The sequence below is a fragment of the Flavobacterium sp. CR10 genome, from assembly GCF_055814415.1.
In genome coordinates, this window is sequence record NZ_CP185985.1 from 1,649,212 (window position 1) to 1,665,150 (window position 15,939).

Here is a 15,939-nt window from a genome sequence, read left to right on the forward strand (position 1 = left end):
AGATTAAAATTTTTTAACATGAAAAAGATAAACAAACTTGTTTTTGCAGTAATGCTGCTTTTAGCCGTGAACTCATTTTATGGTCAGAATTTAAAAATTATGACTTATAATATCCGTTTGGATGTTGCTTCAGATGGAGAAAATGCATGGCCAAAACGAAAGGATTATTTCACATCTCAAATTGGGTTTTATAGTCCAGAAATTTTCGGAGTTCAGGAAGCAACGCCAAATCAAGTTTTAGATATTGCATCGGCTCTGCCAAATTATAACAGATTTGGAATAGGAAGAGAAGAAGGCGGATTGGGAGAAGCTTGTACGATTTACTATAAAAAAGATCGTTTTAAAGTCGAACAATCTAACACTTTCTGGTTGTCTGAAACTCCAAATGTAGTTTCGAGAGGTTGGGATGCAGCCTGCAACAGAGTTTGCACTTACGGACTTTTTAAAGATTTAAAAACGAAAAAACTATTTTGGGTTTTCAATTTGCATTTAGATCATATGGGAGAAGAAGCAAGGGTAAAAGGCGTACAGCTTGTTCTTTCTAAAATGAAAGAGCTAAACACTAAAAATTATCCAGCGTTTTTAATGGGTGATTTCAATTCTGAACCAAACACAACGCAAATTGGTGAAATCAAAAAAGTAATGGATGATACCAAAGATGTTTCAATAGAAAAACCTTTCGGACCTTCTGGAACTTTCAATGATTTCAAACACAACGAACCCGTAACCTTATTATTAGACTATATTTTTATTTCAAAAAATAGTGGTTTAAAAGTTCAAAAACACGCAGTGTTAAGTGATTCTAAAGATTTAAAATATCCATCAGATCATTTGCCTGTTTTAATAGAAATAGATTAAAAATGAAAAACATCAACAAAAAACTTCAAATCCTAGTTTTGCTGCCATTAATTGCGATGCAGTTTAACTGTGGATCTTCAAAAAGTGTTACTGCCAATTCTGGAAAAGTAGAATCTTGGATTACTACTACAGATGAAACTTCAAAACTTAAAAAACAAACTGATTTAGTTTTTAGTTCAGAGACAAATTCAAATCAGACTATTGAAGTAAATCCAGCTGAGAAATTTCAAACCATAGAAGGTTTTGGATTCTCGTTAACAGGAGGAAGCGCTCAGGCTATCAAAAAATTAGATAAGGCAAAAAGAGAAGCGTTACTTCAGGAATTATTTTCAAGAAAAGACAATGCAATTGGTCTAAGTTATTTAAGAATAAGTATTGGAGCATCAGATTTGAATGAAAAAGTTTTTTCGTATGATGATATGCCAGAAGGACAAACCGATATGAATTTGGAACATTTTAATCTTGGTCCAGATTTAAACGATGTAATTCCGGTTTTAAAAGAGATTTTGTCTATAAATCCTAAAATAAAAATAATGGGTTCTCCGTGGTCGCCTCCAGTTTGGATGAAAGACAACGGAAGCTCAAAAGGCGGAAGTTTAAAGCCACAATACTATGGAGTTTACGCTCAGTATTTTGTAAAATATATTCAAGCTATGAAATCGCACGGAATTGTTATTGATGCCATTACACCTCAAAATGAGCCATTACATCCAGGAAACAATCCAAGTATGTTAATGTTGGCAGAACAGCAGGCAGATTTTATTGGGAATCATCTAGGTCCCGCTTTCGCGAAAGCAGGAATCAAAACCAAAATTATTGTTTATGACCATAACTGCAACAAACCAGAATATCCTTTGACGATTTTAAGAGATCCAAAAGCAAATCCGTTTGTAACAGGATCAGCTTTTCACTTATACGAAGGAGACATTAGCGCTTTGACTACTGTTCATAACGAATTTCCAAATAAAGATTTGTATTTTACAGAACAATATACTGGTTCAGGAACTAACTTTGAAACAGACCTAAAATGGAGCGTGAAAAATGTAGTAATCGGTTCAATGAGAAACTGGAGTAAAAATGCACTTTCATGGGGATTGGCAAATGATGAGTTCTACAAACCTTTTACTCCAGGAGGTTGTTCGACTTGTAAAGGAGCTTTGATGATTGACCAAAATCAGAACATCAAAAGAGAAGTAGGATATTATATTATTGGACATGCTTCTAAATTTGTTCCAGAGGGTTCGGTAAGAATTGGAAGTAATATTGCAGCAAACTTATATAATGTGGCTTTCAAAACTCCATCAGGACAAACCGTTTTAATTGTAGAAAATGATGGAGCTTCGGCAGAAACATTTAATATCAAATACAACCAAAAACAAACCACAACCACACTAAACGCAGGTGCAGTTGCTACTTTCGTTTGGTAAAAACTTAAACTATGAAAAAAGTAACCACAATTACGCTGTTTATGCTTTCGCTTTTTGCGTCGGCACAACAGCAAACAATAGATCAGAAAGTCAATGATCTGTTGAAGAAAATGACAATTGAAGAAAAAGTCGGCCAGTTGAATCAATATACTGGCGACAATCAGGCTACGGGGCCAATTACGATTAATCCGAACAAACAAGCCGAAATCAAACAGGGTTTAATTGGTTCGATGTTAAATGTTATCGGAACAAAATATACCAGAGGATACCAAGAATTGGCAATGCAGTCAAGACTTAAAATTCCGTTGTTGTTTGGTCAAGATGTTATTCACGGATACAAAACGACTTTTCCGTTGCCTTTAGCAGAAGCGGCAAGTTGGGATTTAGCAGCAATCGAATTAGGCGCTAGAGTTGCAGCAACAGAAGCAGCAGCAAGTGGAATTCACTGGACATTTGCTCCAATGGTTGATATCGGTCGTGATCCTCGTTGGGGTCGTGTAATGGAAGGTGCAGGAGAAGATACTTATTTAGGATCTAAAATTGCTTATGCCAGAGTAAAAGGTTTCCAAGGAAATAAATTAGGAGATTTAAACTCTGTTATGGCTTGTGTAAAACACTTTGCAGCTTATGGTGCAGGTGTTGGTGGAAGAGATTACAACTCTGTTGATATGAGCGAAAGAATGCTTTTGGAAACGTATTTGCCACCTTTCAAAGCGGCTTTAGACGCTGGAGCGGCGACATTCATGAATTCGTTCAACGATATTAATGGAATTCCAGCAACAGGAAATGCGCATTTGCAGAGAGATATTTTAAAAGGAAAATGGAATTTTCAAGGTTTCGTAGTTTCAGACTGGGGATCAATTGGAGAAATGGTTGCTCATGGTTATTCTAAAGATCTTAAAGAAGCGGCTTATTCAGCCATTACTGCAGGAAGCGATATGGATATGGAAAGTAATGCATACCGTAAGAATTTGGCAGATTTAGTAAAAGAAGGCAGAGTTTCTATAGATTTAGTTGATGACGCTGTAAGACGTATTCTTCGCAAGAAATTTGAATTAGGATTATTTGATGATCCTTACAAATATTCAGATCCAAAAAGAGAAGAAAAAGCTTTAAACAATCCAGAGCATAGAAAAGCGGCTCTTGAAATGGCTGAGAAAAGTATTGTTTTATTGAAGAATGAAAACCAGACTTTACCAATTTCAAAAAGCACCAAAACAATTGCTTTTATCGGACCAATGGTAAAAGAGTACAAAGCCAATATGGGATTTTGGGCTGTTGAATTGCCAGAAGTAAACTACGATAAATGGGTAGTTTCGCAATGGGATGGTTTGCAAAATAAAGTAGGCAAAAACACTAAATTATTGTATGCAAAAGGCTGTGAAGTTACGGGTGACAACAAAGATGGTTTTGCAGAAGCTGTTGCAACTGCCAAACAAGCTGATGTTGTTATTTTGAGTGTTGGTGAAAGACACGATATGAGCGGTGAGGCAAAAAGCCGAAGCGATATTCATTTGCCAGGAGTTCAGGAAGAATTGATAAAAGCAGTTATGGCTACAGGAAAACCAGTTGTAGTTTTAATTAATGCAGGAAGACCTCTTGTTTTCAATTGGACTGCAGACAATGTTCCTGCAATTATGTACACTTGGTGGTTAGGAACTGAAGCTGGAAATGCAATTGCAAATGTTTTATTTGGTGATTACAATCCATCAGGGAAATTGCCAATGACTTTCCCAAGAGAAGTAGGGCAAGTGCCAATTTATTACAATCACTTCAGTACGGGAAGACCTGCAAAAGATGAAAATTCAACTAACTATGTTTCGGCTTATATCGATTTGAAGAATTCTCCGAAATTTCCTTTTGGATACGGTTTGAGCTATACAACATTTGATTATTCAGGATTGAAATTATCTTCAACTAAAATAAAAAGCAACGAAACAATTAAAGTTTCTTTCCAATTGAAAAATACAGGAAAAGTTGCTGGAGAAGAAGTAGTTCAATTGTATTTGAAAGACAAATTTGGATCTGTTGTGAGACCAGTTTTAGAATTGAAAGATTTCCAAAAATTGAAATTAAACGCAGGAGAATCTAAAACAATCGAATTTACAATTGACAAAGAGAAACTTTCTTTCTACAATAATAAATTAGAATGGGTTGCTGAACCAGGAGATTTTGAAGTAATGATCGGGGCTTCGTCAGCAGATATTAAATTAAAATCTGATTTTGAATTAGTAAATTAATTCATAGGATGAAATTAAAGAAATATATTTTAACACATAGAGACATAGATTTTATAGCTTTTGTTTAAGATTACAGAAAAAGCAAGCTTTAACACATAGCCTATGTGCATTGAAATTAGTGAAACGCCTTTTTTTAAGTCTTCAAACTATGTTTCTATGTGTTGAAAAATAATTATAGACAAAGAATTGCATAAAAAAGCGGGATTTTAAAATCCCGCTTTTTTTCGTTTATTATTTAAGTCGTTTCTTAAAACTGAATTTCAGCATATTCAATAAACCTTCCTCAATAATATCAATTCCGATTCCGAAATTACTGTCGGCAACTTCATGATGTGCATTTCTAAAATCTTCAAAATCTTCACTTGGAATTTCTAGATTGATCAATGGCTTAAAATCGACAACAATAGAAGCACCATTTTTAGTCACTTTTTTACGGCTTGTATAATCAAAATACGGATTAGCAATAGTACTTTCCTGAATAGTATATTTCTCTTGAGTATCTATTTTCTGATCTGTCGTTAAATTGATTTCGTATTTCTCATTGTCAAAATTATGCCAGAAACAAAGATCGCTGTGTATAAAATCACGGGCTGAGTTTTTAACCACATTTCGATCAAAATACATTAAGAAACGATTCTTTTCAGAATCTGTAAAATAAGGATTCTCGATCGAAGTATGATACTGGATTGTAAACTCGTTCAGTTTTTTATCATCGCTTACAATTTCAATCGCTGCATCTTTAAAAATAGTTCTGATATCGGTTCCGTTTCTATCATTGGAGTAATTTAAAGCATAGAAAAGAAAATTATTCCAGCTGTCAATTATTTCTCTTTTGTTAGTGTTTTTGAAATATTTACGCATATAATTGGCACGATTTCCTTTGTAAGTCGTAACCAGTTTTAGCTTTCCAGTATTATTTTGAGCGCTAAAATCTACCTTTTCATTTATGCCATAGTAAGAAAACTTATGAGGTTCTTTTATCGATAATTCCTGATTTGGTTTTACTTCCAAGTAATGCATAAAATAGATATAACCTCGATTTTCAATTAATCCAAATTCGTCTCTTGAAGTCGCATCAACAAAATAAGTTTCGCCTTTGTAATTGATTTTTACAATAACATGATTAAAAGTCAATAGAGACGGAAGATAATATTTGATGTAATGATCTGAGTTGAAGTTTACCAATACTACAGAAGAATCAACATTAATATAATCTAAAACAACTTTCAATAAAACCGATTTTGCTTTACAGTCACCCTGTTTATTTTCATAAGTTATTGATGGTTCTTGCGGTTTGTGGCCGTTCATTTCATCAGCATTAAAAATATAGTAAACATGACTCTGAACATAGTCAATAGCAAACTGTAGCTTTTCGTCTTGATCTGCAATGGCATCCAGTTTTTCAACAAGGTTTGGAGCAAATTCTTTTAGAGAAGCTTTATTGTATATTTCTTCATAAAGCGGAGAAATATAATTAGATAAATCAATCCAGTTACGGTCTGTAGCAAAATCAATAAAAGGTGCAATTTCTCTGTTGGCATCAAAAGAGTTAATATAATTTTCTTTTTCAATTACAAATTGTTCGCCTTTTTTCAGGTAATTAATTTCTGGTTCTAAGACATTTCCTTCTGCATCTCTAAAAAATGTTTTTTTGTATGCAATAGATTCTTTTCTGTCGTTGATAAAAGAAAACTTATATTTTCCGTAAGCCCAATAAGTGCTTGGAGTTACATACACATATTTAAGAAATTCTTTTCGCATAAAATCGCGATCTGTAAAAACCTTTGTGCGAGAATCTTCAGTAATTAAAACATCATAAAGACGTAAATCCTTAATGGTAATATTTACTTTTTTGTTACTGCTCAAAATACCGCCTTCGCTTTGATTTTCGCTATCCAAAACTTTAATCTTGGTATCGGCAATTTTATCGATCAAAACGCCGTCTCTCAAAACGCTGATTCGGTGTATAACATACGTCTCATTTTCTTCGACAACGACATCTCTCACCGAAGCGCTTTCAAGGTTCGAAGGTTCGTTGAGCGTATAAGCAACGCAGGCATATTCACTGTTTTCAGTATCGCTTGTATAATAAATTTTATCTAAGAAGTAGCAGAAATCACGTCCTTCTTCAACTTGTTTATTTGAGAAATCGGATTCTTTTATTGAGTCAATAAGTTGATCGTCGTTAATTGTAGGCGCCCAGCTTTCTGGTTTTTGAATTTTGTAGCTTTCTGATTCAATTATGTTTTCCATGTACTTTTTCTATAGGGGTATATTCTTACTTTTAAAAAAAGCTAAAATAATTAATAAATAATGATTTTCTTTCATAATGATGTGAAATTTATAATAAAAAAAAAGCCTCACTAAGAGTGAGGCCGCATTATAAATTATAAACAGGGACAAGGTTATTTTATAACAGTATTCACAAAATCCATAGCGCCAATTCCTTTATAGGAAGCATACAAAGCTTTGTCAAATGCTTCTTGTTTTGCTTTTTTGTTTTTCGCATCGGTTTCAACAATCATCTCGTTGAAAATTCTTTCCTGTTCTTCACTGTATTTCAATGAAGCTTCTAAGAGATAGGTCTTAGAAACAAAACCAAAAGAATCTAGAATTTTGCTTCTAATCTTTTGATTAAAATTTTTTAAAGGATTGGCATTCATAACTTTCTACATTTAATTTCTACACTCACTTTGAAGATAAATGGTAGTTGTCTATATTATTTTCTTTGTTTTTGATTTGAATTTTAACAATTGAAATCATTAATGTGTTATTATGACGCAATGTACTTATTTTTTTTAAATTTGACTTTAAATTTTCGTTAAAATTGTAATTTCGACACTTCTATTTTAATCGAATAGCACCGCATTTATGTAAAAATGAAGTAAATTGCAGAGTTATTAAATCAAGAATTTATACAGATTTTGATGTTAAAAGACATTATAGATAATAATGAAAACTACCAGCCAGGACTTTCCATAGATTGTGTCATTTTTGGTTTTCATGATAATCAATTAAAAGTTTTATTGATTAAAGTGGAACGAGCTAATAAATGGTCTCTACCTGGCGGATTTATTCCTGTAGATCAAGATATTGATACTGCCGCCATAACAGTATTAAATAGCAGAACAGGTGTTGATGGTGTTTTTTTAAGACAATTTGCAACCTTTGGAAAAGTAAATCGTAATAATCAGCATTTTGATAAGCAAACGCTGGAATACCTTCAAATTGAGGAAGAGAAAGGGAAATGGCTTACCCGCCGTTTTGTGACAATTGGATATTATGCTTTGGTAGATTTTTCAAAAATTCTTCCAAATCCGGCTGGCAAACTTGAACTTGTTGAATGGATCGATCACAAAGAAGTTCCTGAACTCATTCTAGATCATCGTGAAATTTTGGATAAAGCTCTAGATACTTTAAGAATAGAATTGAATTTAATGCCAATTGGTTACAACTTATTGCCAGAGAAATTTACTATTCCAGAATTGCAAAAATTATATGAAACGATTTTGGATAAAAAATTGGATCGTCGAAATTTTTTGCGCAAAATTACTAATATCGGAATTCTAACAAAACTTGACGAAAAGAAAAGTAATGTGGCGCACAAAGCTCCAAACTTGTATTCTTTTGATAAAGATAAATATGAAGAAGTCTTGAAGAATGGACTAAATCAAGGCTGGTAAGTTTTACATAACGAAGACCTAACAGGTTTTTAAAACCTTTTAGGTTTGATAAAAAAGTCGATATGGTTTCAATTGAAGAATTCAGAAAATTAGCAATGTCATTTCCAGATGTAACAGAAGAACCTCATTTTGAGAAAACTTCCTTTCGAGTTAAAAAGAAGATTTTTGCCACTTTTGATGAAAAAAATAATCATGCAGTTTTGAAATTAAACGAAATCGATCAGTCGGTTTTTTGTGCGTCAAGCGAAAAGATTTTTTATCCAATTCCAAATAAATGGGGAAAACAAGGTTGGACAATTGTCGAACTTTCAAAAGTAAGACCCGAAATGTTTGAAGATGCCTTGATACGATCTTATGAAACTGTGGCTTCAAAAAAGTAACATTCCTATCGTACAATGGTTCTAAAAGTCAAATTAACTCTTGGTTTCTGAGTGCTTTTTGTTGGAGGAAGTCTATGAAGCCAATATGTTTGTGTTTCATCTTTCATGACAAGCAAACTTCCATGTTCCAAAACCAGCGAAACAGTTTCTTTTGATTCTTTATGTTTGAAAGCAAATTTACGTTCGGCTCCAAAACTCACAGATCCGATTGCGCCATTTTTCTTCAAATCTTTTTCGGCATCGCTGTGCCAAGCCATTCCTTCTTCGCCCGTATGATATAAATTCAGCAAACAAGAATTGAAAGTTTCTCCTGTTTTTTCTTCAATAATTTTCTTTAATTTCAAAAGTTCAGGAGTCCAAGGCGACGCTTTTTTTGTTGTATTCGAATACGTGTATTCAAATTCCTGATCGCCATACCAAGCTACTTTTCGTTTGGTTAAAATTAATTTTCCGAAGATAACAGCTTCATCATTTTTCCATTCGATTGTATTTAGTAAAATATCACGGTAGAAGTCGGCGTCTGTTCTCGAAAATAGTTTTCCATAATAATTCACCGTTCCATCTTTCGGAAGCAGATTTGTAGTTTCGTCTATTTGCGGATTAAATAAGTCCATTTTTCCATTTTTTATAATCTGATTTCATACAATGACCACAAGGCCTGAAACCATTTTGTTTGGCATCTTTTTCAGAAGAAAAGAAGACTCGGTTCTCCCGTTTCATTCGTTTTCCTGAAGAACATCGAAGTGTTCCGTAGATTTTTAATTTTTGATTGCCACCGAAACAAATTTCGCCTTTTTTAATTTTATTTCGAAGATCTGAATCTGAAATTTCACTATGTTTTATCATGAAAATTATCCGTTTTTTATACTGTAGAGACGCACTGCAGTGCGTCTACGCAAAGATTGGTTTTTAATTTGCCACAGATTAAAAGAATTAGTATGATTAAAAATCTGTTTAAATCTACGGTATCTGTGAGAGAAATGCCTTTGTGGATTAACGTTGTGTAGACGCACTGCAGTGCGTCTCTACAGATATACGATGTATTGGAGCCTTTTTACCTGTGCGCCTCTGTACCTTTGTCCCTTAATTTAACGCATCATGAAAAATAATTCCTAACGTATATCTTTCACCCGAATGTACTTCGCTTACGCCATGTTTCATATTCACACGATAATAACCTTTCGTGCCATTTACAGGTCTAAAATTGGTGGTAAAAATCAAAATATCTCCTTTTTTTGGTTTTAAAACAATCGCTTTAGATTGTGCTCTAGGTGTTTGTTGTGTTAAAACAAATTCACCTCCAGTAAAATCTTCATCAGGTTCATTTAGAAAAAGCACAATTTGAATAGGAAAATAAACATCTCCATACAAATCCTGATGTAAAGTATTAAAACCACTTTTGCCATATTTTAGAATTAAAACTGTAGCTTTCAGTTGATTATTGGCATGACATTGTTTTAGCAAATCTTCATGTTTTATTGGAAATACTGTATCGATATTTAAAGCTTTCATCCAAGCATTTGCAATCGGTGCTAATTTCGGATAGATTGCAGATCGAATGTTCTGAATTAAATCTGGAAGCGGATAATTGAAATATTTGTATACGCCTAAACCAAATCGGTAGCGTTCCATTACAACTGTTTTTCTATATAAATTTGGATTGTCATAATCAAATTTTAAGTCTTGGCATTGTTCATTATTAAGCACTTTTGGAATGATTGCGAATCCATTTTCGTGCATAGATTCGGTGATGCTCTCCCAGTTTAGAGATTCTATTTTTGTTTTCATGGTTTTGTTTTTGATAAACCGCCATCAACTCTTATTTCAACTCCGTGAATGTAAGAAGCATCATCTGAAGCTAGAAAAAGTGCTGTTTTGGCAATTTCAGATGGCTCTCCAAAACGTTGAAACGGTAGAGAAGGTGTAACGGCATCGATTGTATTTTGGATATTTTCCTGACTCATACCCGTATTATTGAAAATATTTGTGGCAATGTAACCTGGACTGATTCCGTTTACGCGTATTTTTTTTGAAGTGCATTCAGCGGCAAAAGTTTTGATAAAAGATTGAACAGCAGCTTTTGCAGCTGTATAAATTGCCATATTGGACTGGCCGATATCGGTTAAAAAAGTAGTATTTAAAATAATTGAACTTCCTTCTGGCATTAATGGCAAAATCTGCTGTACGGTAAAAAAAGTTCCTTTAACCAGCATATCAAAAACTTCATCAAATTCTTCGATTGTGACATTTTCAATAGAATTGAATTTTCCATATCCAGCATTTACAAACAAAACATCTATTTTATTGGCATGCTTTTTTATCTGATTTTGAAGTTCGAAAATATCAGATAACCTTCCCGCGTTCGATACAATTCCTATTGCGTTTTTTCCTAATTCTTCAACGGCCTTATTTACTGTTTTTTCACTGCGTCCGGTTATGATTACTTTTGCGCCATTATTGATAAATTCCTGAGCAGTTGCAAATCCCATTCCGTTGGTTCCGCCTGTAATAAAAGTGGTTTTGTTTTTTAGTTTTTCCATTTCGTATGATTTTAGAATGCAAAGTTTCTAAAATCGGAAAGGGTAAAAAATCCGAAACTTGCGGTTTTGAGATTTGAGATTTTTCGCCACGACCCGAGTGATAGCGAACGGACGAAGTAATTCACGAATTATTTTTAAAATCTATGTGCATAGAATTAGTTTAATTCGTGAATTTGTGGCTAAAAAAATTAAAGATTTATGTGTGCACCTTCCCAGCCAATTATGGCTGTTTTTCGGGTATTTCCCCACATATAACCGCCAAAGGTTCCAGAAGACTGAATCACGCGATGGCACGGAATTAAAAACGCAACAGGATTACTTCCAATGGCAGTTCCAACCGCTCTCGATGCATTTGGTTTTTGAATTTGGTGTGCAATCGAACCGTAAGTAGAAAGCTGTCCCATTGGAATTTTAAGCAAAGCTTCCCAAACTTTCAGTTGGAAGTCTGTTCCTTTTAAATGCAGTTTTATTTCTGATAATTTACTCCAATCATTTTGGAAAATGAACAATGCATTTTGTTGCGCTAAATCTAGTTTTTGCGTAAAAGATGCATTCGGAAATTTATCTTTCAATGCAATAAGTCCTGTTATTTCATCTTCGGCGAAAGCCATAAAACAAACGCCTTTTGAAGTCGATGCAACGATAATATTCCCAAATGGACTTTCGGCAAAACTGTAATTGATAGCTAGATTTTTGCCGCCGTTTTTATATTCGGCAGGTGTCATTCCTTCAATATTTACAAATAAATCGTGAAGGCGGCTTGTTCCTGAGAATCCTGTTTCAAAAGCAGTTTCAGAAACGGTTGCCTGATTTTCTTTGAGTAATTTTTTGGCATGCTCTATACTAGTATATTGTAAAAATTTCTTCGGACTTGTTCCTGCCCATTCACTAAAAAGCCTTTGAAAGTGAAAAGGACTTAAATGTACTTTCTCTGCAACTTCATCCAGATTAGGCTGATCCTTAAAATTAGCTTTGATATAATCTATAGCTTCGGCGATACGATTATAATTGATGGTTTCCTGTGTGTTCATTTTCTTTCCATTTTATAATACAAAGATCGATTGGTTTTGGCAGGCAAAAAATCCGAAACTTGCTGAGTTTTTTTTGTTTCAGGTTTCAAGTTTCACGATCCAACTTAACTGTAAACCTAAAACTTGAAACAAAATTTTACAATTCTTTTTCCATGTTAAAGTTAATTAATTCAATGCCCAAACGAATATTTTTTTGTTCGGCGTTTACAACGAATCCTTTCTTTTCAAAAAATGGTTTTGCTGTTATGCTAATATCTGAAGTTATGATTGTTGAATTATGTTTTTTGGCTTCCATTTCTAATTCTTTTAGAATTTTATCGGCAATTCCTTGTCTTTGAAAATCTTTATGAATGTAGAAGAAATCAATATAATTGCCATCTTTTAAGGTTCCGAAACCTACAATTTTGTTTTCGATAATAGCTAATAAAACGAATTGTTTTTCGATTACTTCAATCCAGCGTTCTGTGTTTTTTACGCCAGAAATCCAAGCTTTGATTTGAGTAGAATCATAATCATTTTTGCAAACGATTTGTATCGTTTCGATATACAATTGCTGCATTTCGTTTAAATCGGATATTGTTGCATGTTTGAAAATCATAATCTTAATGCGCCACAGTTTTAGAAAAAACATTAATCACAACAACTCCAATTATAATTAAAGCTAAGCCAATGATTGCGGGTAAATCGGGGATTTCTTTGAAGAAAATAGCGCCAATTATAGTGATTAAAACGATTCCGACTCCAGACCAAATGGCATAGGCAAATCCGACAGGAATGGTTCTGATGGCGAAACTTAAACAATAAAATGCACCACAATATCCAATAATGGTAATGATACTTGGGATAAGTTTGGTGAATTCTTCAGATTTTTTTAATGCTGAGGTAGCAATGATTTCGAAAACAATAGCAATAAATAAAAATAAAAAATTCTTCATGATTGTCGTTTTTTACAAAGTTAAGCTTTGTTTAAAACGAAAGGGAATTTAATTATCGAATATGAATTTCTATTTCATTATTTTTTATCTCATCAAAACAATCAATGCATAACATTTGGAAATCGGCTTTAGCTTGAAAAACATCAGTCCATTCTTCGCCATTATCAAGAAGCCATTGTTCGCATGCTCCACACCAAGCAATTTGAGGAAGATCTTCTTCGGGTTCTGAATAGTAAAAACCTACTTTTTCTTTAGAGTCTGTTGCCATTGCAATGTGAATACAGCCAAAAGTCATTTCTTTTGTGCCATGTGTTTCACATAAAACTTTTTCAATCATATTTTTTGTCTTCTTTTATTTTTCAAGATGTTTTGGATTTCAAACTTAAACTTTTAGGATTAATTCTACTATGGATTAAGTGATAATCCTACGCTGAAAAATAATCTTACTTTGTCAATATTATTGATCCAAGAAGTATCAAAATGAATTGGGCCTAAAATGGACTGGTAGGAAATTGCGGCTCCTCCTGATATTACAAGACTGGTTTCTAAATTATCATCCCAATTTCCTTTTGGATTAAAAGCATGGTTTATATAGTCGTTAAAAGTGTCAAAACCGACAGATGCGATATTGAAGTGAGGGGTGAGGTAAATTTTTCCAATTAAGTTTATTTGAGATCCAAGTTTCAGCCCCATATACTGTGTTACATTCAGTTCATCTTCATGAAGCCCTGCAAACGAGAAGCGATTGCTGCCAGAACTTGGAATAATGCCACCTATAAAATATTTTGCGGCATAACCAAGTCCTGAAAATGGAAGATCGTCATTTTTCTCTTTATCCTGAAAAATAAAATAAGAGTCGAATGCTACAATTCCTGTAATTTTCTTTTTTATGGGTAACCTCTTTTCATAAGTCAAACCCAATTTGGTGTAGCCATTTGTTGAGCCAGAAATACGCTTAAAGTCTGGATCGTAAAGCGAGGCATCAAGATCTGTAAGAAGAGATCTTGCCACGTTTGATTTTATAGTAGTTCCTTCTGTGGCAAAGAAAACTTTATCCATGTCATTATAAGAATAATGCAAGTTGAATTCAATGTTGTTAAAGCTGTAGTTGTTGATGCTTAAAGAATTAGGATTGTATTCACGGTCATATTTTGGTTTTAGATTTGTGTAACTATAGTTTAGTCCAAAACCGACATAACTTTTTAGAGAATTTAAATTTCTGTTTATCTCATTATTGATTTCAAGAGTGTTGTAAAGTATATTGTCTGATGCTTTGCCATTGATATAAATTTCCTGACGAAGTAAAGCCCCATAAGCTTCAGACATCCACCACCATTCTCGGTGTTGTCCAAAATTTTTCTGGTAATTGATTCTTGCTTTTGGCTGTTCGGCAATATCTACCGTTAAAAGAAGACGCGATGCATCTGCAAGGACATTTCTTCCTGTGTAGTTAAAAATTATTCCCACACCTCTATATGTATCATAATGAATTGAGGTGTTGAGCTGATTTTTAGCACGTTCAAATCCGAATAAGGTAATGCCTAATTTATCTTCATCTTTAATGAAATAACTATAAGTAATCTCATCAAAAAGATTGGTTCCCATGGCTCTGTTAATACCCGCTATTAAATCTTTGGTGGTGTATTTTACATGAGTTTTAAGATTGGCTCTTCCGACAACAAGAGGCATATTTTCAGGACTTATTTTTTTGTAAACAATTGTATCGAGAACAAACTCATTTGGCATATCGGGCAGTTTATGAGTTCTCTGCTGAAATCCTTTTAACTTTTCTGAAAGCGCAATTAAAGCTGGAAGATTTTGATTTGTGGCAATTTTACCGTCTTTGTAGATTTCGTTGCTATTGGCAAAATCGGCAGTAGAAAAACGGAGATTTGGTAAATGATCGACCAGTATTGTACATAAATCACGATTTGCAGGATTTTTGATATTGCTCGGGAACATACTGGTCTGCATTAATATGGTCATAAGATTGTTAAGCTTATCGACAGGTTCCATTCCGCCTCCGACATCACTTCCAATAATAATATCGGCTCCCATTTGTTTGGCAACATCTGTCGGAAAATTATTTAAGACTCCACCATCTACCAAAACCGTTTTTCCGTAAGGCATGGGTTTGAAGATTGCAGGCAACGACATACTGGCACGCATGGCGTAAGATAAACTCCCTTTGCTTAAAATAACTTCTTTTCCTTCGACCAAATCTGTAGCCATAGCTCTGAAAGGAATCGGCAGGCTATCAAAATCTTTGACATTGTAAACAGGAAAGGTTAATTCAGAAAGGTATTCTCTTAGATTCTGATCATTTAATAGAGAACCAATGCTGTTAAGTTTTCCGTCTTTAACACCTATTCCAACCAAATACCTTTGAAATTCTCGTTTTTCTTCGGCACTTACAGCTCGTAATGACTGGCCTCCGCCTAAGAGTTTGTCCCAATAAATATCTTTAGTGATTTTTTCGATACTGTCACCAGAATATCCCATTGCATACAAACCGCCAATAATGCTTCCCATACTGTTTCCAACAATAAGGTCTGGAACAATATGCAGAGAATCTAGTTTCTGTAAAAGAGGAATATGCGCAATTCCTTTTGCACCGCCACCGCTTAAGACCAATACGACTTTAGGCTTTTTTTCTTGAGAAAAAATAATCTGCGGAAGTGTAAGTAAAAATAAGAAGACGAATAAATAAGATGTTTTTTTCAAGATTACAGTATTTATGTAGTTGAGAAATAGTAACTTATTTTAATTACTAAAATTAAGAGATATTCTTTAAAAAGCATATTTTTTATAGAAATCTTTTTTGTCTGTTAAAAACAAAACCCGA

The 15,939-nt window shown here is 33.7% G+C and carries 16 protein-coding genes; 5 read left to right on the top strand and 11 right to left on the bottom strand.

Annotation, left to right across the window (positions count from 1 at the left end):
• Window positions 1-18: 18 nt before the first annotated feature.
• From ACNRYB_RS07400 to ACNRYB_RS07410, 3 genes are read left to right on the top strand one after another with little or no spacing between them, the layout of a single operon-like run.
• Window positions 19-858, top strand: coding sequence for an endonuclease/exonuclease/phosphatase family protein (locus ACNRYB_RS07400; RefSeq protein ID WP_473729673.1), 840 nt, complete (start codon window positions 19-21; stop codon window positions 856-858).
• Window positions 859-860: 2 nt separating this feature from the next.
• Window positions 861-2,285 (top strand): glycoside hydrolase family 30 protein, encoded by a 1,425-nt coding sequence (locus tag ACNRYB_RS07405; protein ID WP_473729674.1) that lies wholly within the window; start codon window positions 861-863, stop codon window positions 2,283-2,285.
• A gap of 11 nt (window positions 2,286-2,296) precedes the next feature.
• Window positions 2,297-4,525: a glycoside hydrolase family 3 N-terminal domain-containing protein gene (locus tag ACNRYB_RS07410; RefSeq protein WP_473729675.1), complete on the top strand. Its 2,229-nt coding sequence runs from the start codon at window positions 2,297-2,299 to the stop codon at window positions 4,523-4,525.
• A gap of 231 nt (window positions 4,526-4,756) precedes the next feature.
• Here ACNRYB_RS07410 and ACNRYB_RS07415 read toward each other — a convergent pair whose 3' ends face one another.
• Both ACNRYB_RS07415 and ACNRYB_RS07420 read right to left on the bottom strand, forming a co-directional pair.
• Window positions 4,757-6,778, bottom strand: coding sequence for a hypothetical protein (locus ACNRYB_RS07415; protein WP_473729676.1), 2,022 nt, complete (start codon window positions 6,776-6,778; stop codon window positions 4,757-4,759).
• Between the two features lie 152 nt (window positions 6,779-6,930).
• Entirely contained in the window at window positions 6,931-7,188 is a 258-nt protein-coding gene (locus ACNRYB_RS07420; protein ID WP_473729677.1) for a hypothetical protein, read from the bottom strand.
• Between the two features lie 264 nt (window positions 7,189-7,452).
• On the opposite strand from ACNRYB_RS07420, the gene ACNRYB_RS07425 reads away from it, so the two are divergent.
• Complete coding sequence (locus ACNRYB_RS07425) at window positions 7,453-8,208, top strand: NUDIX hydrolase (protein WP_343588356.1); 756 nt, start codon at window positions 7,453-7,455, stop codon at window positions 8,206-8,208.
• 62 nt (window positions 8,209-8,270) lie between these two features.
• On the top strand, window positions 8,271-8,588 hold the full coding sequence (locus tag ACNRYB_RS07430) for an MmcQ/YjbR family DNA-binding protein (protein WP_129748491.1): 318 nt from the start codon (window positions 8,271-8,273) through the stop codon (window positions 8,586-8,588).
• A gap of 5 nt (window positions 8,589-8,593) precedes the next feature.
• Here ACNRYB_RS07430 and ACNRYB_RS07435 read toward each other — a convergent pair whose 3' ends face one another.
• From ACNRYB_RS07435 to ACNRYB_RS07475, 9 genes are all read right to left on the bottom strand, one after another.
• Window positions 8,594-9,202, bottom strand: coding sequence for an alpha-ketoglutarate-dependent dioxygenase AlkB family protein (locus ACNRYB_RS07435; protein ID WP_473729678.1), 609 nt, complete (start codon window positions 9,200-9,202; stop codon window positions 8,594-8,596).
• Window positions 9,189-9,434, bottom strand: a complete 246-nt coding sequence (locus ACNRYB_RS07440) for an Ada metal-binding domain-containing protein (protein WP_473729679.1) — start codon at window positions 9,432-9,434, stop codon at window positions 9,189-9,191. The genes ACNRYB_RS07435 and ACNRYB_RS07440 overlap by 14 nt, the downstream gene beginning before the upstream one ends.
• Window positions 9,435-9,671: 237 nt before the next feature.
• Window positions 9,672-10,376, bottom strand: a complete 705-nt coding sequence (locus ACNRYB_RS07445; RefSeq protein WP_473729680.1) for a 2OG-Fe(II) oxygenase — start codon at window positions 10,374-10,376, stop codon at window positions 9,672-9,674.
• Window positions 10,373-11,128, bottom strand: a complete 756-nt coding sequence (locus tag ACNRYB_RS07450) for an SDR family oxidoreductase (RefSeq protein ID WP_473729681.1) — start codon at window positions 11,126-11,128, stop codon at window positions 10,373-10,375. Before ACNRYB_RS07450 ends, ACNRYB_RS07445 begins: the two co-directional genes overlap by 4 nt.
• Before the next feature lie 188 nt (window positions 11,129-11,316).
• A complete protein-coding gene (locus tag ACNRYB_RS07455; protein ID WP_473729682.1) occupies window positions 11,317-12,159 on the bottom strand; it encodes a bifunctional helix-turn-helix domain-containing protein/methylated-DNA--[protein]-cysteine S-methyltransferase in 843 nt (280 codons plus the stop codon).
• A 136-nt stretch (window positions 12,160-12,295) separates the two neighbouring features.
• On the bottom strand, window positions 12,296-12,757 hold the full coding sequence (locus ACNRYB_RS07460) for a GNAT family N-acetyltransferase (protein ID WP_473729683.1): 462 nt from the start codon (window positions 12,755-12,757) through the stop codon (window positions 12,296-12,298).
• Between the two features lie 4 nt (window positions 12,758-12,761).
• Complete coding sequence (locus ACNRYB_RS07465) at window positions 12,762-13,094, bottom strand: DMT family transporter (RefSeq protein WP_129748497.1); 333 nt, start codon at window positions 13,092-13,094, stop codon at window positions 12,762-12,764.
• Between the two features lie 52 nt (window positions 13,095-13,146).
• A complete protein-coding gene (locus ACNRYB_RS07470; protein WP_129748498.1) occupies window positions 13,147-13,431 on the bottom strand; it encodes a hypothetical protein in 285 nt (94 codons plus the stop codon).
• A 68-nt stretch (window positions 13,432-13,499) separates the two neighbouring features.
• Window positions 13,500-15,818 carry a patatin-like phospholipase family protein gene (locus ACNRYB_RS07475; RefSeq protein WP_473729684.1) on the bottom strand — a complete coding sequence of 773 codons (2,319 nt, stop codon included), beginning with the start codon at window positions 15,816-15,818 and terminating at the stop codon, window positions 13,500-13,502.
• Window positions 15,819-15,939: the final 121 nt, after the last annotated feature.

What these genes read in the sequence shown, in the direction of transcription:
- ACNRYB_RS07465 (WP_129748497.1), bottom strand. Translation starts at nt 13,094, where the DNA reads ATGAAGAATTTTTTATTTTTATTTATTGCTATTGTTTTCGAAATCATT.
- ACNRYB_RS07405 (WP_473729674.1), top strand. Translation starts at nt 861, where the DNA reads ATGAAAAACATCAACAAAAAACTTCAAATCCTAGTTTTGCTGCCATTA.
- ACNRYB_RS07415 (WP_473729676.1), bottom strand. Translation starts at nt 6,778, where the DNA reads ATGGAAAACATAATTGAATCAGAAAGCTACAAAATTCAAAAACCAGAA.
- ACNRYB_RS07420 (WP_473729677.1), bottom strand. Translation starts at nt 7,188, where the DNA reads ATGAATGCCAATCCTTTAAAAAATTTTAATCAAAAGATTAGAAGCAAA.
- ACNRYB_RS07445 (WP_473729680.1), bottom strand. Translation starts at nt 10,376, where the DNA reads ATGAAAACAAAAATAGAATCTCTAAACTGGGAGAGCATCACCGAATCT.
- ACNRYB_RS07455 (WP_473729682.1), bottom strand. Translation starts at nt 12,159, where the DNA reads ATGAACACACAGGAAACCATCAATTATAATCGTATCGCCGAAGCTATA.
- ACNRYB_RS07460 (WP_473729683.1), bottom strand. Translation starts at nt 12,757, where the DNA reads ATGATTTTCAAACATGCAACAATATCCGATTTAAACGAAATGCAGCAA.
- ACNRYB_RS07435 (WP_473729678.1), bottom strand. Translation starts at nt 9,202, where the DNA reads ATGGACTTATTTAATCCGCAAATAGACGAAACTACAAATCTGCTTCCG.
- ACNRYB_RS07470 (WP_129748498.1), bottom strand. Translation starts at nt 13,431, where the DNA reads ATGATTGAAAAAGTTTTATGTGAAACACATGGCACAAAAGAAATGACT.
- ACNRYB_RS07410 (WP_473729675.1), top strand. Translation starts at nt 2,297, where the DNA reads ATGAAAAAAGTAACCACAATTACGCTGTTTATGCTTTCGCTTTTTGCG.
- ACNRYB_RS07450 (WP_473729681.1), bottom strand. Translation starts at nt 11,128, where the DNA reads ATGGAAAAACTAAAAAACAAAACCACTTTTATTACAGGCGGAACCAAC.
- ACNRYB_RS07425 (WP_343588356.1), top strand. Translation starts at nt 7,453, where the DNA reads ATGTTAAAAGACATTATAGATAATAATGAAAACTACCAGCCAGGACTT.
- ACNRYB_RS07430 (WP_129748491.1), top strand. Translation starts at nt 8,271, where the DNA reads ATGGTTTCAATTGAAGAATTCAGAAAATTAGCAATGTCATTTCCAGAT.
- ACNRYB_RS07440 (WP_473729679.1), bottom strand. Translation starts at nt 9,434, where the DNA reads ATGATAAAACATAGTGAAATTTCAGATTCAGATCTTCGAAATAAAATT.
- ACNRYB_RS07400 (WP_473729673.1), top strand. Translation starts at nt 19, where the DNA reads ATGAAAAAGATAAACAAACTTGTTTTTGCAGTAATGCTGCTTTTAGCC.